Genomic DNA, 20514 nt, shown 5'->3' with positions numbered 1-20514 from the left:
GTTGAAGATCGACGACTGGCTGCTGGACATCCTCGCCTGCCCGGCGTGCAAGTCCCCGCTCCGTGCCGTGCCCGACACGGAGGAGCTGGCCTGCACCTCGGAGCCGTGCGGGCTGGTCTACCCGGTGCGTGACGACATCCCGGTGCTCCTCGTCGACGAGGCACGCAAGGCATGAGTGGTGCCGGAGGGGCCCGGTTCGAGCCCGACCGGCTCGACGACCAGGCATACCTGATGGAGGGCGACCCCTCCGGCATGCTCCGCTCCGTCGCGTCGTCGGCCGCCCAGGTGCGGGCGGCCTACCGATCGGCGGTGGAGAACGGCTTGGCGCGGGTCGGCCGGGACGGCCGCCCCCGCGCGATCGTCGTGGCGGGCATGGGCGCCTCCGCCCTCGCGGGCGACGTACTCGAGGCGCTGTGCCGTTACGGCGCCCCGGTCCCGGTGGTGACGGTGCGCGGTCACCGGCTGCCCGGCTGGGTCGGCGCCGCCGATCTCGTCATCGCGGTCTCCCGCTCCGGCAGGACCGAGGAGACCGTCGCCGCGACCGCCGAGGCCGTACGGCGCGGGTGCGCCCTCGCCGGCGTGGGCGCGCCCGACACGCCGTTGTCGGCGCTGGTCGCGCGGGCGGGCGGGCCGTACGTGCCGGTGGGCGGGGCGACCGGGGTGGCCGGGCAGCCGAGGGCCACGCTGTGGTCGCTCGTGGTGCCGCCGATCCTGGCGGCGGCCGCGCTCGGGCTGGTCTCGGCCGGGGAGAGCGAGTTCGAGTCGGTGGCCAAGCGGCTGGAGGACCTGGCCCACCGGTGCCGCCCGTCGAGCGAGTCGTTCATCAACCCCGGCAAGACGCTGGCGATGGAACTGGCCGGGACGCTTCCGGTCATCTGGGGCACCTCGCCGCTGGCCGCGGTGGCGGCCCACCGCCTGGCCGCCCGGCTGAGCGAGGACGCGGGCTACCCGGCCGTCTGGGGGGAGCTGCCCGAGGCCGCCCACAACCAGATCGTGACGTTCGACGGCCCCCTCGCGGGGCGGGACGTCTTCGCCGACCCGTTCGCCGACGAGCCGGGAGAGAGCGCACGCCTGCGCCTGTTCCTGCTGCGCGACGGGGAGGAGCACCCGCAGGTGACCAGGTCCCGCACGGCCGCCGTTCGGCTGGCCGAGGACCGGGGGGTTCCGGTGTCCGAGATCCCGGCCGAGGGCGTGCACCCGCTGGACCGGCTCGCCGCCCTGGTCGGCCTGTGCGACTACGCGACTGTCTACCTCGCTCTCGGGTACGGGATGGACCCGGCGTCGGCCGCGGCGGTTACGGAACTCCAGGCCAGAGTTTCCCAATAGGATCGCTTCGGCCGATCGAACTGAGGAGTTCAACGTGAGTGCGGGTGGCGGTACCAAGGCGATCCTCGCGGCGCTCGGCGCCAACCTGGCGATCGCCGTGGCGAAGTTCGTGGCGTTCCTGTTCACCGGGTCGTCGTCGATGCTCGCCGAGTCGGTCCACTCTGTGGCCGACTCCGGCAATCAGGCGCTGCTGATACTCGGCGGCAAGCGCGCCGCCAAGGGGCGCACCCGCAAGCACCCCTTCGGCTACGGCCGGGAGCGCTACTTCTACGCGTTCGTGGTGGCCGTCGTCCTGTTCACGATCGGCGCCCTGTTCTCCCTGTACGAGGGCTGGCACAAGATCGCCGACCCGCAGCCCGTGGAGTCGCCCGTCTGGGCCTTCGCGGTGCTGGTCTTCGCGATCGTCGCCGAGGGCTTCTCGTTCCGTACGGCGATCAAGGAGTCGAGAGCGCTCAAGGGCGAGCACTCCTGGGTGGCGTTCATCCGCCGGGCGAAGGCCCCCGAGCTGCCGGTGGTGCTGCTGGAGGACTTCGGCGCGCTGATCGGCCTGGTCTTCGCGTTGTTCGGCGTGGCGATGGCCGCGGTCACCGGCAACGGCGCGTGGGACGGCGTGGGCAGCCTCGGCATCGGCCTGCTGCTCGCGGTGATCGCCGTCATCCTGGCCGCCGAGACCAAGTCGCTGCTGATCGGCGAGAGCGCGACGCCCGAGGTCGAGGACAAGATCTGCGCCGCGCTGGAGTCCGCGCCCGAGGTCAGCCGGGTCATCCACCTGCGCACCCTGCACCTCGGCCCGGAGGAGCTGCTGGTCGCCGCCAAGATCGCGGTGGAGCACGACGACACCGCCGGCGAGGTGGCGCGGGGCATCGACGAGGCCGAACGGCGCATCCGCGAGGCGGTTCCGATGGCCCGGGTGATCTACCTGGAGCCGGACCTCTACCGGGCGGACGCCGCCTCGGGGCAGCGCACCGGCGCATAACCCCCGTTACGGGGAGCCGTTTCTCACTGCGCACCGTGATTGAAATGTGATGCACCGTCACTTCAGCGGTGTGGTACCGGTCGGTAACTTTACCCTTACATTACGGCTGGTTACCCCCGGAGGTGACTCATGATTCAGGGACGCGTGCGGTGGAAACGATTCGCCCTCGTCTTCGTGCCCGCGCTCGCGGTCGCCTCCGTGCTGGTCGGCGCGACCGCCGAGGGGGCGATCGGCGCGTCGTTCGTGGTCTCGGGTGACACCTTCAAGGTCTCCGCCGACATGCTGCAGGGCCAGGGCTTCGTGCAGTACGGCAGCATGGTCGAGAACAAGAAGGGCCAGAAGATCCCGGTCGCCGTCTCCGGCATCCGGAAGGCCACCCTGACCAACATGTGCCAGACGGTCCTGGTGAAGTCGCCCGTCGGCGCGGTGACCATCCGGATCACCGCCGGCACGGGCAAGGACCCGGTGACCGCCGAGAACATGATCGTCGATGCCACCCAGATCGAGGGCAACGCGGTCTTCACCAAGCTGGAGGCGGGCCGCGACGCCAGCGCCCTCGACCAGCTGCCGGACGGCCAGGGCGCGGCGGGCATGTTCGGCCAGCAGGCGAGCGGGATCACCATCAAGGGCTTCCGGCAGGTCTCCTGGGCGGTCAACGCGGCCACGTTCAAGCTGCCTGGGCTGAAGCTGGCCGTGGAGCCGGGCGAGCACGAGTGCTTCTGATGGAGCGGCCGGTGAGATGGCGGCGGTCGCGGCCGTTCTGGGGCGGCCTGCTGGTGCTCGCGGCCGGCCTGGAACTGCTGAGCATCCCGTTCGCGACCCGGGCCCTGCCGCTCGTCATCCAGTCGGGCACGGTCGGCGCCACCTACCTGATCGCGCTGGTGCTGATCATCCTGGGCCTGATGGTCTGGCTCCAGCCCGGCCAGCGGGCCTTCCTCGGCGTGGTCGCCATACTGGTCTCGATCGCGTCGTTCGTCTACGCCAACCTGGGCGGCTTCCTGATCGGCATGCTGCTCGGCCTGGTCGGAGGCGCGCTCGCGGTCGCCTGGGCGCCCGCGGAGACCACCGAGGGCGGCACGGCGCCGATCGCGCCCGCCGCGCCGGCCGGGCTGCCGGAAGGGGGCATCACCTTCACCGAGCGCCGGGTGGTCAGCGGCGACGAGCGGCTGGAGGCCACCCGGCCGCAGCAGCCCGCCGAACCCGCGGACCAGGGCCCGCGCGTCCTGGTCGCCCGGGTCCGCCGCGAAGCCGATCCCGCGCCGGATCCCGCCTCCGGCGACGACGGCCCCGACGACGGCCCCGACGACGGCCCCGACGACGACTCTGGTGACAACCCTGGTGGCGGTGACGGCGGCGTACGGCCCGGCGGCGGCGGGCGCGGAGACGGGGGTCCGGGGCCCGCGGCCAAGGCACTGGCCATCGCCGTGCTGCCCGTCATCCTGGCGGCCGGGACGGGCACGGCGCGGGAGGACCCAGGACCGGGCGGACAGGGCGGTTCCCTCCTGCCCGGTGTCGTCCCGAGCGCCGTTCCCGGCGGCCTGTCCGACGTCCTCGACGGCGTCCTGCCCAGTGCGGTCCCTTCGGCCGTGCCCACGGACCTGCAGGGCGCCGTGGGGTCCCTCACCGGCAGGAAGAGTCCCTCGCCCGGGGAGACCGGTGACGACGCGCCGGGGGACTCTGCCACGCCCGGCGGCGGTGCACGGGGCGCGGTGACGGTCGCGACCGAGACGGCCGCCGTCCGCGCGCCCTCACTGACCATGACCGGCATGAAGTTCACCGGCGTGGTCGAGATGCCCACCACGACAGGCACCGTCAAGATGCTCCGCTTCACCATGGACAAGGCGGTGCTGGAGCGGCCCCAGCAGACGATGGGCCCGACGACGCTGACCGGCAGCACGTTCACCTTCGAGGGCAACGTGGTGATCTGCACGACGAAGATGACCGCCAAGCTCCTCGGCGTGCCTCAGGAGTTCACGGCGGAGCATCCGAACCTCCTGGTCAGGGCGCTCAAACTGGTGCCGTCCCTGAACGTCCCGCTGACGATGACCGACATCGTCAGCGAGCAGCCGTACGTCACGGCCGACTCCCTGCGCGCGGACGACCTGCACCTCGTGGTCGGCGCCTGACCGGCCGCTCCCATCCCGCCTCCCGCCGGGAACGATCAGGTCTCTCCGGGCCGTACGAGGCCGGTCTCATAGGCGTGGATGACGGCCTGAGTGCGGTCGCGCAGACCGAGCTTCGCCAGGAGCCGCGCGACATGCGTCTTCACCGTGTGTTCCGTCACCACCAGGGCCGCCGCGATCTCGGCGTTGGACAGCCCACGGGCCATGAGCCGCAGCACCTCGGACTCGCGCGCGGTCAGCGGCGCCCGCGCCTGTGGCGGTCCGGCCGGTGTGGGCTCGGCGGCCCGCCGCCGGGTGAACTCCGCGATGAGCCTCCGGGTGACCTTGGGCGCGAGCAGGGCGTCGCCGCGGGCGACGATCCGTACGGATTCGGCCAGTTCCTCGGCCCGGATGTCCTTCAGCAGAAAGCCGCTCGCCCCCGCGAGGAGCGCCTGGTAGACGTACTCGTCCAGGTCGAAGGTCGTGATCATCAGCGCCTTGGCGCCGATCTCGGTGACGGTCCGGGCGGCCTCGATGCCGTTGAGCACCGGCATTCTGATATCGAGCACGGCGACGTCCGGCCGCTCGGCCCTGGCCAGCCGTACGGCCTCCCGGCCGTCGGCGGCGGCGCCGACGACTTCGATGTCCGGCTGGGCGGCCAGCACAGCGGTGAACCCCCTGAGCACCACCGGCTGGTCGTCGGCCACGAGCACTCTGATCATCGGGTCGGCAGTCCCGCCTGGATGAGGAAGCCGCCCTCCGGACCCGGCCCCGCGGCGAACCAGCCGCCCAGGGCCGTGGCGCGCTCGCGCATGCCGATCAGCCCGTGCCCGCTCAGCTCCGGTGTCTTCTCGGCCGGGCCTGGTCCGTCGTCGGCGATGCGGAGCGCGAGCAGCGCCGGCCGGTAGGCGATCTCGATCGACACGCGGGCGCCCGGCGCGTGCTGCCTGGCGTTCGTCAGGGCCTCCTGGACGATCCGGTACGCCGAGATGTTCACGGCCTGCGGGAGCTCCCGCACCTCGCCGATGACGTCGAGGTCGACCTCGCCGCCGTGCTGCTCGATCAGTTCGGGCAGCCGCGCCAGACCCGGTTGCGGCGCGGTCTCCGGCGGCGTGTCGGCCCGCAGGACGCCGAGGAGCCTGCGCATCTCGGTGAGCGTGCCGCGGGCGGTCGCGGCGATCTCCGCGAACTCGTTCCTGCCGTCGTCGCCCAGGCCGGCGATGCTGTACGGCGCGGTCTCCGCCTGGACGGCGATCACCGAGATCGAGTGCGCCACGATGTCGTGCATCTCCCTGGCGATGCGGGCGCGCTCCGCCATGGCCGCCTGCTCGCGCAGTGCCTCCAGGTTGTCCACCCGGGCTTCGCGCACCTCGCGCCGGCTCCGCCGCAGGTCGGCGAGGAGCGCCATCGCGGCCGGCAGCGCCGCCCAGCCCAGGGCGACGTCGGGCCGGTGCGGTCCCGCGATCAGGACGAGGACGAAGGCCCCGGCGGCCGAGGCCGTCCCGAGGAACCAGGCGGTCCTGCGGCCGACCATGCGGAAGACCGTGTACGCGGACAGCAGTCCCGACGCGTACACGGGATAGCCGAGGCCGAAGATGTTCCCGGCGATGGCGCCTTCGAAGTTCAGCAGGGCGAGCGCCCCGACGGCGGTCAGGGCCACGGCCTCGACGGGCTGACGGCGGCGCACGGTGTGCGGCAGGGTGGCGAGCCCGGCGGCGAGTATCCCGATGGGACCGAGGTAACCGCGGAACGCGCCGAGCTGGACCAGCGCGAGGAGGAACAGGACGAGGCCGATGGCGATGTCGAGGAGCGGAGAGTCGAGGGCTCTCCGGACGTCGAAGGCCGCCACCCTCCGTTCCATCGAGCCGAGCTTCGCAGTGATGTTCACGGTGGAAAGTCTGTCTTCCGTCGGAGGGGGGATCGTCACTCTCAGGAGTGAACTCCGGGTTTCATCGGCCCCTCAGCAGCCGCAGCGCCTTCTCCTTCTCGAAGTCCAGCGCCCGGCGCGGCGCCTGGATGCGCCCGATGCGCACGCCGAGATCGCGTACGGCCTGGGCCACCGCGGGCTCGGACAGCGCCCGGAGCGCGAAGGCCAGTTCGGCCGGCGAGACGTCGAACCGCCGCTCCAGCTCCGTCGCCTGGCGCACCGCCTCCAGTTCGTCGGGCCCGAAGCGCCGATGGGCGCCCTTGTCCCGAACGGGCGGCAGCAGGCCGAGGGCCTCCCGGTAGCGCAGCATCCGAGGGGACATGCCGAGCCGCCTGGCCGCCTCGGTGATGCGCATCGTGCCTCCGGTCCACCGTTCCTGGGGTCCACGCTAGACAGTCCCGGAGCCCTCCGGAACCCGTCGGCGAGGGAATCTCACATTCTTGTGTCAGGTTCGCGGGCCTCCGTATGCGTTCCTGCGTCCGCGACGCCTAAACTCGCAGCGACGGACAACGGAGGAGACACTCATGGACTTCAAGGTCGCCGACCTTTCGCTTGCGGAATTCGGCCGCAAAGAGATCCGCCTCGCGGAGCACGAGATGCCGGGCCTCATGGCGACCCGCAAGGAGTACGCCGCGGCCCAGCCGCTGCGCGGCGCGAAGATCATGGGCTCGCTGCACATGACGATCCAGACCGCCGTGCTGATCGAGACGCTGGTCGCGCTCGGCGCCGACGTCCGCTGGGTGAGCTGCAACATCTTCTCCACGCAGGACCACGCCGCCGCCGCGGTGGCCGTGGGCCCGGACGGCACGGTGGACAACCCCTCCGGTGTCCCGGTCTTCGCCTGGAAGGGCGAGACGCTGGAGGAGTACTGGTGGTGCACCGAGCAGGCCCTCCGCTGGCCCGACGGCTCCGGCCCCAACATGATCCTGGACGACGGCGGCGACGCCACGCTGCTCGTGCACAAGGGCATGGAGTTCGAGAAGGCCGGCGCCGTGCCGGTCGCCGGTGAGGACGACCCCGAGGAGTGGGCGGTCATCCTCGACACGCTCCGCCGTACGGTCTCCGAGGACAAGTGGTGGACCCGCGTGGCCGAGGACATCAAGGGCGTCACCGAGGAGACCACGACCGGCGTGCACCGGCTGTACGAGATGCACAAGTCCGGCACGCTCCTGTTCCCGGCGATCAACGTCAACGACTCGGTGACCAAGTCGAAGTTCGACAACAAGTACGGCTGCCGCCACTCGGTGATCGACGGCCTCAACCGCGCCACCGACGTGCTGATCGGCGGCAAGGTCGCCGTGGTCTGCGGCTACGGCGACGTGGGCAAGGGCTGCGCCGACGCGCTGCGCGGTCAGGGCGCCCGGGTCATCGTCACCGAGGTCGACCCGATCTGCGCGCTCCAGGCCGCCATGGACGGCTTCCAGGTCACCACCCTGGAGGAGGTCGTCGGCATCGCCGACATCTTCGTCACCTGCACCGGCAACTACGGCATCATCAGCGCCGAGCACATGTCGCAGATGAAGCACCAGGCGATCGTGTCCAACATCGGCCACTTCGACAACGAGATCGACATGGCCGGCCTGGGCCGCATCCCGGGCATCGAGAAGATCAACATCAAGCCGCAGGTCGACGAGTGGGTGTTCCCCGACGGGCACTCGATCATCGTGCTCGCCGAGGGCCGCCTGATGAACCTCGGCTGCGCCACCGGCCACCCCTCGTTCGTCATGTCGAACTCGTTCACCAACCAGGTCATCGCCCAGATCGAGCTGTTCACGAAGACCGACGACTACCCGATCGGCGTGTACGTGCTGCCCAAGCACCTCGACGAGAAGGTCGCCCGCCTCCACCTCGACGCGCTCGGCGTGAAGCTGACCAAGCTCAGCAAGAAGCAGGCGGAGTACATCGGCGTCGACGTCGAGGGCCCGTACAAGCCGGACCACTACCGCTACTGACGGCGACTCGCACGACGGGGGCGCGGGCCCGGCCCGCGCCCCTCGTCAGGAGGCAGACGGCGTGATTCAGCCGGACATCGCGGAGGCCGGAGAGCGGCGCATCGAGTGGGCGGCCCGGTCGATGCCGGTCCTCCAGGCGATCGGCGCCGGTTTCGGCGCCGACCGGCCGCTCGACGGCCTGCGCATCGCCGCCTGCATGCACGTGACCGCCGAGACGGCGGTGCTCATGGGGGCGCTGCGGGAGGGCGGCGCCGAGATCGCCCTGGCCGCGTCCAACCCCCTGTCCACCCAGGACGACGTCGCCGAGGCGCTGAGAACGTACGGCATCGCCGTGCACGCCCGCGCCGGGGTGGACAAGGAGACCTACTACCGGCACATCCACGAGGCGCTCGGCATCGCGCCGAATGTCGTGCTCGACGACGGATGCGACCTCGTCAACACCCTGCACACCGAGCGGATCGAACTCCTCGACGGCGTGATCGGCGGCTGCGAGGAGACCACGACCGGGATCATCCGGCTGCGCCAGATGGCCTCGGAGAACGCGCTGCGCTTCCCGATGGTCGCGGTGAACGACACCCGGACCAAGCGGATGTTCGACAACCGTTACGGCACCGGCCAGTCGACGCTCGACGGCATCATGCGGGCCACCAACGTCCTGCTGGCGGGCCGCACCGTGGTCGTGGCGGGCTTCGGCTTCTGCGGCCGGGGCGTCGCGGAGCGGGCCAAGGGCCTCGGCGCGCGGGTCGTCGTCACCGAGATCGACCCGGTCAAGGCCCTTGACGCCGCCCTGCAGGGCTACGATGTACGGCCGATGAGCCTGGCCGCCGAGACCGGCGACGTGTTCGTGACCGTCACCGGTAACCGCGACGTGATCCGGGCCGAGCACCTGGCCGTCATGAAGGACGGCGCGATCCTCGCGAACGCGGGCCACTTCGACGTCGAGATCGACGTGCGGGCGCTGGAGGAGATGGCACGCGAGGTGCGCTTCGGGATCCGGCCCAACACCGACGAGTACGTCCTGGAGGACGGCCGAAGGCTGCTGCTGCTCGCCGAGGGGCGCCTGGTGAACCTGACCGCCGCCGAGGGCCACCCGGCCGCGGTCATGGACATGTCGTTCTCCGCCCAGGCGCTCGCCGTCGCGTGGCTGGTCCGGGAGTCGGTCCGGCTGACGCCCGGCGTGTACGACGTCCCGGCCGACATCGACGCCGAGGTGGCCCGTCTGAAGCTCGCCGCCGCGGGGATCTCGATCGACGCGCTCACCGACCAGCAGGAGGAGTATCTCCACTCCTGGCGCCTCGGGTCCTAGAGTCAGGCACTCCCCAGCCGCCCCCTGCGGGGCCCGGGCGCGACGCCCCACTTTGCCGCGGCCACTTCCTTCAGGTTGCGGGCCGGTTACAGGGACAACTTCGGCGTTACATGGCCTTTTCATCCAAAGCATTGACGGTCGTCGAGCCACGCACCTAAATTGAACCAACGGATCACTCAGTGATCCAGCAGCTCACCTGCTGCGGAGGCGAGAGCGGCTCGCCCGCGGCATGTCTCTCCCGACCACCCCGGAGAGTGACCGGCATGACGGCCATGAAAAATCCCCCCCTAGCCCCCAGCCCATCCGAAGCCCCTTCCACGACCGCCACCAGGGCGGCAGGCCGGGCCTCGGCACGGGCGGCGGTCCTGCGATCCCGGTTGTCCTCGGGGGCGATCGGCGTCGTCGTCGTCGCCCTGCTGGCAGCCGTCTGGCAGGGGTACAAAGCGCTCGGACAGGCCACCGGCGACCGCCTGCTCGGCCTGCGGTTCCCCGTCGCGACCGACGACTTGTCAATGCCCGGAGTGGGCGCGATCCTCGGCGCGCTGGTCGAGCCGGCACGCCGGGGAACGTCCACCATACTGGGCGTCTACCTGCTGGAAGAGGCATCGGTGACGCTGCGCGAGGCGGCGTACGGTCTCGTCGCCGGCTCCCTGCTCGGGCTGGCGCTGGCGATCGCGTTCCTGCACCTGCCGCCGGTCTCACGCGGGCTCATGCCCTGGCTTGTGGCCTCCCAGACCGTTCCGCTCGTCGCCATCGCGCCCATGGTCGTCATCTGGGGCGGCAAGGCGGGACTGCCCCCGTGGATGGCGGTCACCGGCATCGCGGCGTACCTGGCGTTCTTCCCCGTGACGATCAACGCCCTGCGCGGTCTCAAGTCGCCGCCCAAGGTGCAGACCGAGTTCATGCGCAGCGTCGGGGCCGGCCGGCGGCAGTTCCTGTTCTGGCTCCGGCTGCCGGCCGCGCTGCCGTACCTCTTCGCGGGCCTGCGGCTGGCGGCCACCGCCAGCGTCGTCGGCGCCATCGTCGGAGAGCTGTCGGCGGGCACCGGCCGGGGAATCGGCAGGGTCATCCTCACCTTCGCCTACTACTACTCGAACGGCCCAGAGAAGCTGTACGCCGCCGTGCTGGTCGCGGCCCTGACGGGAATCGTGTTCGTCCAGGTTCTCAACCTGCTGGAGCGGTTCGCCCTGCGCAACCGGCACACCCGGTGACATCCGTCCGATGACCCCTGTCCGCCGACACTCCCTGTCTGCTCCGCTCCCTGGAGAGTTCCGATGCCCGAATCCCCGATAATCCGCATCGACGGCGTCACGAAGCAGTTCAACGCCGGCACCGATCGCTCGGTGACCGCTCTGGCCGACATCGACCTGACCATCGCCGAGGGCGAGTTCGTGTCGTTGCTGGGTCCGAGCGGCTGCGGGAAGAGCACGCTTCTGAGGATCATGGCGGACCTCACCCAGCCGACCGCCGGGTCGGTCAGCCTGAACGGCAAGCCGCCCGCCGCGGCCCGCCGGGACCGCGACTACGGGATGGTCTTCCAGCAGGCAGGCCTGTTCGAGTGGCGGAACGTCCAGCGCAACGTGGAGCTGCCGCTGCAGGTCGCCGGCGTCGCCAAGCAGGAGCGCCGGGCGAAGGCCGAGGCGATGCTCGACCTCGTACGGCTGCCGGAGTTCGCCCGCCACTTCCCCTGGCAGCTCTCCGGCGGCATGCAGCAGCGCGTGGCCATCGCCCGCGCGCTGTCGGCGGACCCGAAGATCCTCTTCATGGACGAGCCGCTGGGCGCGCTCGACGAGATGAACCGGGAGCACCTTCAGGGCGAGCTCCTGCGCATCTGGTCCGACACCCGGACGACCGTCGTGTTCGTGACGCACAGCATCACGGAGGCGGTGTTCCTGTCGTCGCGGATCGTCGTGATGTCTCCGCGTCCGGGACGCATCGCCGCCAGCATCGACGTCGACCTGCCCTACCCGCGGACCGCCGAGACCCGTACGCTGCCGGACTTCTTCGACAAGATCACCGAGGTCCGGGCGGCGCTGCACGGCATGACGATCGCAGAGGACGCCGCATGACCGCGCACGCGGGGCGCGGGCGACCGCTGCCCGCCGCCGGGGGCGCATGGGACGCCGCCAGGCGGGGGCTGCCGGTCACGGTCACCGCGCTCGTCATCCTCGGCGCCTGGCAGTTCGTCGTCCGGGTCTTCGACGTCCCGTCGTTCATCCTCCCGGCGCCGAGCGAGATCGCTGCGGCGCTGGTGGACCAGTTCACCACGATCGTCTCCGCGTCCAGGATCACCGTCAGCGCGGTGCTGCTCGGCCTGGTGTCCGGATCCGTCGCCGGGATCCTGGTCGCGCTGGTCGTCAGCCGGTTCCGCCGGCTCTCCGGCCCCGTGCTGGGAGTCGCGGTGATCGTCAACTGCGCCCCCATCGTCGCGCTCGCGCCGATCTTCAACAACTGGTTCGGTGTGACGAGTCTGGCGTCCAAGGCCGGCGTGGCGGGAGTGATGGTGTTCTTCCCCGTCCTGGTGAACACCGCGAGGGGCCTCCTGCAGGTCGCGCCGCTCCATCTGGAGCTGATGGAGTCGCTGGCGGCCCGGCCGCGGCATATCTCGCTGATGCTTCGGCTGCCCAACGCGCTGCCGTACCTGTTCAACGCGCTCAAGCTCGGTTCCACGCTCGCCGTCATCGGTGTGATCGTGACCGAGTATTTCGGGGGACCGAGCAACGCCCTCGGTGTGTACATCGCCCAGCAGGCCTCCCTGCCCCGCTTCGCCGAAGCGTGGGCCGGGATCTTCGTGGCCAGCCTGCTCGGACTCGCGATGTTCGGCGTCATGTCACTGCTCGAACGCCTTCTCATGCCGTGGCACGAGTCCGTCCACGGCGGCGAGGCCTGATCTCTCCCCTCCTTCTCCCTGCGTTCCAAGGAGTCATCATGGCTCGTTCCCTTCGTCGTACCTTCGCGGCGGTGGCCGGCGTCGCCACCGCCCTGTCCCTGGCCTCCTGCGGAATGTCGGAGGACACCGGCTCGGCCGCCCCCGCCGCCGCGGGCAACGCCAAGTGCGAGACGCGCACCCCCGTCAGGCTGGTCCTGCAGTGGGTGGCCCAGGCCCAGTTCGCCGGCTACTACGCGGCCAAGGACAAGGGCTTCTACGCCGACGAGTGCCTCGACGTGACCATCCAGGAGGGCGGCGTCAACATCGTGCCGCAGCAGGTGCTCTCCGCCGGCAACGCCGAGTTCGCGGTCAGCCACGTCACCAAGACGATGGTCACCCGTGAGCAGGGGGCCGACCTGGTCAACATCGGGCAGGTCTTCCAGCGCGGCGCCTATCTGCAGGTCGCCTGGGCCGACTCCGGAATCAAGCAGCTGAGCGACCTGAGGGGCAGGAAGGTGGGGAGCTGGGGCTTCGGCAACGAGCTGGTGCTCTTCGCCGCGATGAAGGGCGCCGGGGTGGACCCCGCCAAGGACGTCAAGATCGTCCAGCAGCCCTTCGACATGTCGCTCCTGCTCAAGCACGAGGTCGACGCGGCCCAGGCCAAGACGTACAACGAGTACGCGCAGCTCCTGGAGACCGTGAATCCCGCGACCGGCAAGCTGTACCAGCCGGAGGACTTCTCGGCGATCAGCCTTCAGGAGGCGGGCTACACGAGCCTCGAGGACGGCGTCTACGCCCGGGACAGCTGGCTGGCCAAGGAGGAGAACAAGGACGTCGCCGTGCGCTTCCTGAAGGCCACGTACAAGGGGTGGGGCTTCTGCCGCGACGACCTGGCCGGATGCGTCGACGTCGTGCTGAACAACGGCAGCGCCCTGGGGAAGGGGCACCAGACCTGGATGCTGAACGAGGTGAACAAGCTCATCTGGCCGTCGCCGGCCGGCGTGGGAACGGTGGACCCGAAGGCGTGGGCCCAGACCATCAAGATCGCGGTCGACGCCAAGGTCCTCAAGGGTGATCCCGGCGAGGCGGCGTATCGCACCGACCTCACCGAGAAGGCGGACCAGGAACTGCGCGCCGAGGGCTTCGACGTGATCGGTGAGAAGTTCCAGCCGCAGACGGTGGAAGTGACGGCCGGAGGTAAATAGCAGACGATTGGTCGTCTTGCCCACGTAAGTTCCGCAACGTACGGACAGGGACGTCAGAGGCTGCCAGCATGATGGCCGTAATCCGCCTGTCGATCATCTGAAGTCAACGGAGGAGACAATGCCACCGGGTGAAGCCGGACTCGTCCGCCGCACTATCTGGCTGCTTCGTACTGTGGCTGCGCACCCGGAGGGTATCGGGCTCAGCGACATCGCCCGCGAGGTGGGGATCCCAAAGGCGACCTGCTACCGCGTGCTCACCGTCCTGGAGCGCGAGAGCTGGCTCACGCTCGACCCGGACACCCGCCGCTATCGCGTCTCGCTCGGCCTCCTCTCGATCGTCGGGGGGCTGCTGGACAGCGACGGCGCCTACGGCCACATGCGCGGTGTGCTGCGGCGGCTTGCGGAGGAGACCAAGGAGACGTCCGGCTTCGACGTGCTCCTGCCGCCCAACGTGATGGTCGTCGCGCAGGTTCCGGGGCCGTCCCTGATCGGCCAGACGCTCAAGCCGGTGCCGCGCACCCAGCCGGTGTGGGCCACCTCGACCGGCAAGGTGCTGCTCGCCGCGCTCGACCCGGACACCGTGCGCGCGGAGTTCGCGGCGGAGTTCGAGGAGAAGGCGCCGGAGGAGCTCGGCGGCATCGAGGCCTTCATCGCCTCTCTCGATTCCGTCCGCGGCAACGGCTTCGCCCATGCCTACGACGAACTGGAGGTCGGCGCGGCGTCTGTGGCCGCGCCGGTGCGGGTCAGGGACAGGACGCCGTACGCGGTGTGGATCGGCGGGCCCACGTATCGCATCACTCGTGAACGGATCGACACCCTGGCGGTGTCGGTGATCAATGCCGCCCGCGAGCTGGGCGACCTGCTCAGCGTCACGGACATCGTCCTGCCCAGCGCGCTCACCGGGCGCTAGGGACCAGGGCGGGCGTCCGGCGGACGGCGACGTACGACAAGGAGTTCTGGAATGACAGCGCTGACAGACACGATGGCCGCGGCGCGCGGCATCGCCGGCAGCGTGCCGAAAGGCGTGTTCGCCGGTGGTGAATGGCGCGAGTCCGGCTCCGGCGCCGTCCTGGCCGTGGACGACCCGGGCACCGGCGCGACGATCGCCGAGGTAGCGGACGCCGGGGTCGAGGACGGCCTGGCCGCCCTGGCCGCGGCGGCGGACGCCCAGGCGTCCTGGTCGGCCACCCCGCCCCGCGAGCGTGGGGAGATCCTTCGCCGCGCCTTCGAGCTGATCGTCTCCCGGCGCGACGACCTGGCCCTGCTCATGACCCTGGAGATGGGCAAGCCGCTCGCGGAGTCGCAGGCCGAGATCACCTACGCCGCGGAGTTCTTCCGCTGGTTCTCGGAAGAGGCCGTCCGCATCGACGGCGGCTACCTGGTCGCGCCCGGCGGGGGCTCCCGCGTGGTGGTGGCCCGGCAGCCGGTCGGGCCGAGCATGCTGGTGACCCCGTGGAACTTCCCCATGGCGATGGGCACCCGCAAAATCGGTCCGGCGCTCGCTGCGGGGTGCACCGTGGTCGTCAAGCCGGCCCGCCAGACGCCGCTGTCCATGTTCGCCCTGGTGCAGATCCTGGAGGAGGCCGGCCTGCCGCCCGGCGTGGTGAACGTCTTCACCACCTCCCGGTCAGGGGTGGTGACCTCGGAGCTGCTGCGCGACCCACGACTGCGCAAGCTGTCGTTCACCGGCTCGACCGAGGTCGGGCGCGTACTGCTCGCGCAGTGCGCGGACAGGGTGCTGCGCACCTCGATGGAGCTCGGCGGGAACGCGCCGTTCCTGGTCTTCGACGACGCCGATCTCGACGCGGCCGTCGAGGGCGCGGTCCAGGCCAAGATGCGCAACATCGGCGAGGCCTGCACCGCCGCCAACAGGTTCTACGTTCAAAGGGGCGTCGCGCGGAAGTTCGGCGAAGCACTCGCCAAGCGCCTGGGCGCGCTGACCGTCGGCCACGGGCTCGACGCGGCGACGCAGGTCGGCCCCCTGATCGACCAGGGGGCGCTCGCCAACGTGGCGGGGTTGGTGGACGAGGCGCGGGACGCGGGGGCCGAGGTGCTGACCGGCGGCGAGCGGATCGACGGCGAGGGGAACTTCTACCGGCCGACGGTCCTGACCGGCGTGGCCCACGGCGTGCGGGCCGTACGCGAGGAGATCTTCGGCCCGGTCGCCCCGATCGTCGCCTTCGACGACGAGGACGACGCGCTCGCCATGGCGAACGACACCGAGTACGGCCTTGCGGCGTACGTGTTCACCGAGGGCCTCGAACGGGGTCTGCGGGTGTGCGAACGCCTGGAGAGCGGCATGGTCGGCCTCAACCAGGGCGTGATCTCCAACCCCGCGGCGCCGTTCGGCGGGGTCAAGCAGTCCGGGCTGGGCCGCGAGGGCGGTCGCGTGGGCATCGACGAATACCTGGAGATCAAGTACATGTCCATCAGGGCGCCGTGGTGACCGCGTTCGTCCTGGCGGGCGTGCAGATGCGCCCCCGCATCGGCGACGTCGCGGGCAACATCGAGCGCTCGTCGCAGTGGATCGTCAGGGCGGCGGAAAGCGGCGCGCGACTCGTGATCCTGCCCGAGGCGAGCTCCGCCGGGTATGTCTTCGCCGACCGGGCGGAGGCCCTGCGATACGCGGAGGAGGTGCCGTCGGGGCCCGCCTGCTCCGCGTGGGCGGCCCTCGCGAGACGGCACGACCTGTGGATCGTCGCCGGGCTGACCGAGCGGGAGGGCGGCCTGCCGTACAACTCGGCCGTGCTGATCGGCCCGGACGGGCATGTCGGGACGTACCGCAAGGCGCATCTCTGGAACGACGAGAAGGACATCTACGGCCGCAACGACAAGGGTTTCCCGGTCTTCGACACCCCGCTCGGGCGCATCGGCCTGGGCATCTGCTACGACGCCTGGTTCCCCGAGACGTTCCGCAGCGCGGCCCTCCAGGGCGCCGACCTGGTGGCCCTGCCCTCGAACTGGGTTCCGGTGCCGGGCCAGCCGCCCGGGGCGCCGGCCATGGCCACGCTCATGTGCATGACCGGGGCGCACAGCAACCAGTGTTACGTGGCCGGCGTGAGCCGCGTGGGCACCGAGCGCGGGCAGGGGTTCATCGGCAGGTCGGTGGTGGTCGGGCCGGACGGCTGGGTCGTCCACGGCCCGGCCAGCCCCGACCAGGAGGAGTTGCTGCTCGCCGAGGTCGACCTGATCGGGTCGCGCCCGCTCCGGCACGGCAATCCGTTCAACCAGCCACTGGCGGACCGGCGGCCCGACCTGTACGTGACCAGGGACGAGCGTCCGAGCGGGGACGTGCTCGCCGTCTGACCCGGTCTTCCCGGAGCGCTCGGAAGTCTCTTGACACCCGGGCCTCCCATGAGAAGAATTTGAACCAATGGTTCATTAGATGAACCGCCTAAGCCGAGGAGCAGTAGTGGGCATCGAGGTCCGAAAGATCATCCAGTACGTCGAGGAGACCAGGCTCGAGAACGGGCGCCAGGTCGAGCCCGCGCACCGCGTCGCGTTCGTGGGCGCTGTGATCGCCAACCCCTACCCCAGCGAGTACGTCGCGGACCTGGTGACGCTGGCCGACGCGCTGGGCGAGGAGATCGGCCGGCTCATCGGGCCGCCGTGCGTGGAACTGCTCGGCGGCGAAGTGGAGGCGTTCGGCAAGGCGGCGCTGGTCGGCATCGACGGTGAGGTCGAGCACGGTTCCGCGCTGATCCACAACCTCCGGTTCGGAAACGTCTTCCGCACGGCCGCCGGCGGCACCGAACTGCTCCCCGCCGCCGAGAAGGTGGGCCTTCCGGGCAGCCCCATCGACATCCCCCTCAAGCACAAGCTCGACGCGAAGACCCGCTCGCACCACCAGACCGTGACGTTCCAGGTGGCCGACGCGCCCCGCCCGAGGGAGATCCTCGTGATTTGCGCGGCGGCCAACGCCGGCCGCCCCCTGGCCCGGCTGGCCGCGTTCGGGGCCGAGACGAGGAACTCATGACCACCGCGGAGCGAGGGAGCGCGGAGACGATGAGCGCCACCGGGACCGTCACCGGCGCGGACGCCTGGACCGGCGCGCGTGTGAAGGCGGCCGACAAGGAGTACGTCATCCACTCCTGGTCGGTTCAGGGGGCCCTCGACCCCGTCCCCGTGGCGGGCGGGTCGGGCTCGTGGTTCTGGGACTACGAGGGGCGCAGGTATCTCGACTTCCAGTCCCAGCTCGTCAACCTCAACCTGGGACACCAGCACCCCAAGCTGGTCGAGGCGATCCGCCGGCAGGCCGAAGAGCTCTGCTACATCGGCCCCGGCTTCGCCGAGCGGTCCCGGGCCGAGCTGGCCGAGATGCTGGCCGGGCTGACACCCGGCGACCTCAAGATGACCTTCTTCACCACCGGGGGAGCGGCGGCCAACGAGAACGCCATCCGGCTCGCCCGCCACGTCACGGGCCGGCAGAAGATCGTGGCGCGTTACCGCTCCTACCACGGCGCCACGGCGGGGGCGATCTCGCTCACCGGCGACCCCCGCAGGTGGGCGGCCGAGCCCGGCATGACCGGCGTGGTCCGGATGCTCGACCCCTACACCTACCGCTGCCCGGCGGGCCACCCCGACCCCTGCCCGGTCTGCACCGGTGGGCCGCACCTGGAGGAGATCCTCCAGTACGAGAACCCCAGCACTGTGGCGGCCGTGATCGTCGAGACGGTCACCGGGACCAACGGCCTGCTGTACCCGCCCGACGGATACCTCCGCTCGCTCCGCGAGGTCTGCGACAAGTACGGCATCCTGCTCATCTTCGACGAGGTGATGGCCGGGTTCGGGCGCACCGGCGAGTGGTTCGCCTGCGACCACTGGGACGTCGCCCCCGACATCCTGACGACGGCGAAGGGCCTCAACTCCGGATACGTCCCGCTCGGCGCGATGACGGTGTCCGAGCGGATCTCCGACTGGCTGCGCGACAACATGTTCTGGGGCGGGCTCACCTACGCGGGACACCCGCTCGCCTGCGCCTCCGGGGTCGCCTCACTGCGGATCATGCAGGAGGAGCGCGTCGTGGACAACGCCCGGCTCATGGGCGACCGGCTGGGCGCCGGGCTGGCGGCCCTGGCGGAACGGCACCCGAGCATCGGCGACATCCGCGGCCGCGGCCTGTTCTACGGCGTCGAGCTGGTCACCGACCGGACCACCCGCGAGCCGCTCGTACCGTTCAACGGGAAGGGGCAGGCGGCACTGCCCGTCACCCGGCTGCTCAAGGCGGCGATGGAGCGCGGCCTGTACCTGACGGCCAACTTCAACGTGCTGCGCCTGACACCGCCCCTGGTCGTCCGGGAGCAGGAGATCGACCTCGCGCTCGACGTGCTCGACGACGTGCTCACGCTGGCCGACGAGCACTACACCGGCTGATCCCGGCCCACCGAGCACCGGCACAGCCGGCCGTACCACGAGGAGAACAACGATGGGATCGACGCTCATCAAAGGCGGCACCGTCGTCAACGCCGACGCGGCGGTACGCGCCGACGTTCTGGTGCGCGACGGCGTCGTCGCCGCGCTGGGGGACGGCGACGGCTGGGCGGCCGACGAGGTCGTCGACGCGACCGGGAAGCTGGTCCTGCCCGGCGGAATCGACGCGCACACGCACCTGGAATATCCGATCGACGGCTTCACCACCCGCACCGCGGACGACTTCCACTCCGGCACGGTCGCGGCGGCGCACGGCGGGACGACGACGGTCGTCGACTTCGTGAAGAAGGAACCGGGCGCCTCCCTGCGCGACTCGTACCTGCGCCGCAGGGACGTGGCCGCGGCCAAGTCGTTCGTCGACTTCGGCCTGCACGCCATCGTCCCGCCGCGCGACCAGCAGGAGAACGTGCTCGACGACCTCCGGCTGCTGGCCGGCGAGGGGGCGGCGAGCTGGAAGTTCTTCATGGCCTACCCCGGCACCCAGATGGTCGATGACGGCCAACTCCTGGAGGGGTTCGAACTCGCGGCCGAGCACGGCGTGCTCCCCATGGTGCACGCGGAGAACGGTCACATGGTGGTGCGGGAGACCCGCCGCCTGGTCGAGAGCGGCCGCACCTCGGAGAGCTTCCACGCGCTGGCGCACGGCCACGACTCCGAGGCCGAGGCGGTGCACCGGGCGGTCGTCCTGGCCGAGTCCGTGGGCACCCCGCTGTACGTGGTGCACGTCTCCAGCGCCCGGGCGGCGGAGGAGATCGGCAGGGCACGGGCCGGGGGAGCACAGGTGTGGGGCGAGACCTGCCCGCAGTACCTCGCCGTCGCCTACGAGGACTACGCCGGCCTCGGCGAGAAGGCCGCCGCGTACGTCTGCTCGCCGCCCATCCGGGAGCGCGCCAACCAGGAGGGCCTGTGGCAGGCCCTCCAGGTCGGCGCGCTGTCGACCGTTGCCACCGACCACGCCGGCTTCTGCCTGGAACAGCCGGACGACCTTCCGCCGCAGAAGCTGCGCAGCCCGGGGTACTTCCCCAAGGTCCCCAACGGGGTGCCCGGAGTGGAGGACCGGCTCATGGTCCTCTGGGAGACCGGGGTGCGGACGGGCCGGATCGACGTGTGCCGCTTCGTCGACCTCATCGCGACCCGCCCGGCCAAGCTGTTCGGGCTCTTCCCGCGCAAGGGCCTGGTCGCCGCGGGAGCCGACGCCGACCTCCTCGTCTGGGACCCGGAGGCGGATCACGTCATCACCGCGGCCGGTTCGCACCTGCGCACCGACTACAACCTCTACGAAGGCATGCGCGTGACGGGACGCCCCGTCCACGTCTTCTCGCGCGGACACCACCTCGTCAACGACGGAGCGCTCGACGGACGGCCCGGTCGGGGGGCCTTCCTGACCCGCGGCGCGCCTCACCTCTTCTGATTTCGACTGA

20 protein-coding genes are annotated in these 20514 nt (G+C 70.8%); 17 read left to right on the top strand and 3 right to left on the bottom strand.

All coding sequences use genetic code 11. The features are described 5' to 3' along the window. Position 1: 1 nt before the first annotated feature. The 5 genes from ACQEVJ_RS37425 (at position 2) to ACQEVJ_RS37405 (ending at position 4428) form a co-directional block, all read left to right on the top strand. A complete protein-coding gene (locus ACQEVJ_RS37425) occupies positions 2-175 on the top strand; it encodes a Trm112 family protein (RefSeq protein ID WP_433109404.1) in 174 nt (57 codons plus the stop codon). Beyond that, positions 172-1326: an SIS domain-containing protein gene (locus ACQEVJ_RS37420; protein ID WP_433109403.1), complete on the top strand. Its 1155-nt coding sequence runs from the start codon at positions 172-174 to the stop codon at positions 1324-1326. Before ACQEVJ_RS37425 ends, ACQEVJ_RS37420 begins: the two co-directional genes overlap by 4 nt. A 34-nt stretch (positions 1327-1360) precedes the next feature. Further along, on the top strand, positions 1361-2302 hold the full coding sequence (locus tag ACQEVJ_RS37415) for a cation diffusion facilitator family transporter (RefSeq protein ID WP_433109402.1): 942 nt from the start codon (positions 1361-1363) through the stop codon (positions 2300-2302). Positions 2303-2431: 129 nt separating this feature from the next. Then, positions 2432-3025, top strand: a complete 594-nt coding sequence (locus ACQEVJ_RS37410) for a DUF6230 family protein (protein WP_433109401.1) — start codon at positions 2432-2434, stop codon at positions 3023-3025. 11 nt (positions 3026-3036) lie between these two features. Next, positions 3037-4428, top strand: a complete 1392-nt coding sequence (locus ACQEVJ_RS37405) for a DUF6114 domain-containing protein (RefSeq protein ID WP_433109400.1) — start codon at positions 3037-3039, stop codon at positions 4426-4428. Between the two features lie 35 nt (positions 4429-4463). On the opposite strand, the gene ACQEVJ_RS37400 is transcribed toward ACQEVJ_RS37405, so the two are convergent. The 3 genes from ACQEVJ_RS37400 to ACQEVJ_RS37390 all read right to left on the bottom strand — a co-directional run bounded on the left by ACQEVJ_RS37400 (position 4464) and on the right by ACQEVJ_RS37390 (position 6686). Beyond that, a complete protein-coding gene (locus tag ACQEVJ_RS37400; RefSeq protein WP_433109399.1) occupies positions 4464-5126 on the bottom strand; it encodes a response regulator in 663 nt (220 codons plus the stop codon). Then, the gene (locus ACQEVJ_RS37395; RefSeq protein WP_433109398.1) at positions 5123-6292 is read right to left on the bottom strand and encodes a sensor histidine kinase; all 1170 of its coding nucleotides are present in this window, start codon (positions 6290-6292) and stop codon (positions 5123-5125) included. The genes ACQEVJ_RS37400 and ACQEVJ_RS37395 overlap by 4 nt, the downstream gene beginning before the upstream one ends. Positions 6293-6353: 61 nt before the next feature. Further along, a complete protein-coding gene (locus ACQEVJ_RS37390; protein ID WP_433109397.1) occupies positions 6354-6686 on the bottom strand; it encodes a MerR family transcriptional regulator in 333 nt (110 codons plus the stop codon). A 169-nt stretch (positions 6687-6855) separates the two neighbouring features. Here ACQEVJ_RS37390 and ahcY point away from each other — a divergent pair, with 169 nt between their 5' ends. The 12 genes from ahcY to hydA all read left to right on the top strand — a co-directional run bounded on the left by ahcY (position 6856) and on the right by hydA (position 20504). Continuing rightward, on the top strand, positions 6856-8283 hold the full coding sequence (gene ahcY, locus ACQEVJ_RS37385; protein WP_433109396.1) for an adenosylhomocysteinase: 1428 nt from the start codon (positions 6856-6858) through the stop codon (positions 8281-8283). 61 nt (positions 8284-8344) lie between these two features. Continuing rightward, the gene (locus ACQEVJ_RS37380) at positions 8345-9589 is read left to right on the top strand and encodes an adenosylhomocysteinase (RefSeq protein ID WP_433109395.1); all 1245 of its coding nucleotides are present in this window, start codon (positions 8345-8347) and stop codon (positions 9587-9589) included. Positions 9590-9966: 377 nt separating this feature from the next. Next, positions 9967-10800, top strand: a complete 834-nt coding sequence (locus ACQEVJ_RS37375) for an ABC transporter permease (protein WP_433109393.1) — start codon at positions 9967-9969, stop codon at positions 10798-10800. A 63-nt stretch (positions 10801-10863) separates the two neighbouring features. Continuing rightward, positions 10864-11658 (top strand): ABC transporter ATP-binding protein, encoded by a 795-nt coding sequence (locus ACQEVJ_RS37370; RefSeq protein ID WP_433109391.1) that lies wholly within the window; start codon positions 10864-10866, stop codon positions 11656-11658. Further along, the gene (locus ACQEVJ_RS37365) at positions 11655-12479 is read left to right on the top strand and encodes an ABC transporter permease (RefSeq protein WP_433109390.1); all 825 of its coding nucleotides are present in this window, start codon (positions 11655-11657) and stop codon (positions 12477-12479) included. The genes ACQEVJ_RS37370 and ACQEVJ_RS37365 overlap by 4 nt, the downstream gene beginning before the upstream one ends. 38 nt (positions 12480-12517) lie before the next feature. Continuing rightward, a complete protein-coding gene (locus ACQEVJ_RS37360) occupies positions 12518-13663 on the top strand; it encodes an ABC transporter substrate-binding protein (RefSeq protein ID WP_433109389.1) in 1146 nt (381 codons plus the stop codon). Positions 13664-13781: 118 nt separating this feature from the next. Then, on the top strand, positions 13782-14573 hold the full coding sequence (locus ACQEVJ_RS37355) for an IclR family transcriptional regulator (protein WP_433109388.1): 792 nt from the start codon (positions 13782-13784) through the stop codon (positions 14571-14573). Positions 14574-14624: 51 nt separating this feature from the next. Further along, positions 14625-16109: an NAD-dependent succinate-semialdehyde dehydrogenase gene (locus ACQEVJ_RS37350; RefSeq protein WP_433109387.1), complete on the top strand. Its 1485-nt coding sequence runs from the start codon at positions 14625-14627 to the stop codon at positions 16107-16109. Beyond that, positions 16106-16969, top strand: coding sequence for a nitrilase family protein (locus ACQEVJ_RS37345; RefSeq protein ID WP_433109386.1), 864 nt, complete (start codon positions 16106-16108; stop codon positions 16967-16969). The genes ACQEVJ_RS37350 and ACQEVJ_RS37345 overlap by 4 nt, the downstream gene beginning before the upstream one ends. 106 nt (positions 16970-17075) lie before the next feature. Beyond that, positions 17076-17639, top strand: a complete 564-nt coding sequence (locus tag ACQEVJ_RS37340) for an amino acid synthesis family protein (RefSeq protein WP_433109385.1) — start codon at positions 17076-17078, stop codon at positions 17637-17639. Further along, a complete protein-coding gene (locus ACQEVJ_RS37335) occupies positions 17636-19036 on the top strand; it encodes an aminotransferase class III-fold pyridoxal phosphate-dependent enzyme (RefSeq protein ID WP_433109384.1) in 1401 nt (466 codons plus the stop codon). Before ACQEVJ_RS37340 ends, ACQEVJ_RS37335 begins: the two co-directional genes overlap by 4 nt. 52 nt (positions 19037-19088) lie before the next feature. After that, a complete protein-coding gene (gene hydA, locus ACQEVJ_RS37330) occupies positions 19089-20504 on the top strand; it encodes a dihydropyrimidinase (protein WP_433109383.1) in 1416 nt (471 codons plus the stop codon). The last annotated feature ends 10 nt before the right edge of the window (positions 20505-20514 follow it).

This window comes from Microbispora sp. CA-102843 (assembly GCF_050936215.1).
Taxonomy (GTDB): Bacteria; Actinomycetota; Actinomycetes; order Streptosporangiales; family Streptosporangiaceae; genus Microbispora.
Note: the sequence above shows the minus strand (reverse complement) of the source record. Positions and strands in the feature narration are given on the sequence as shown.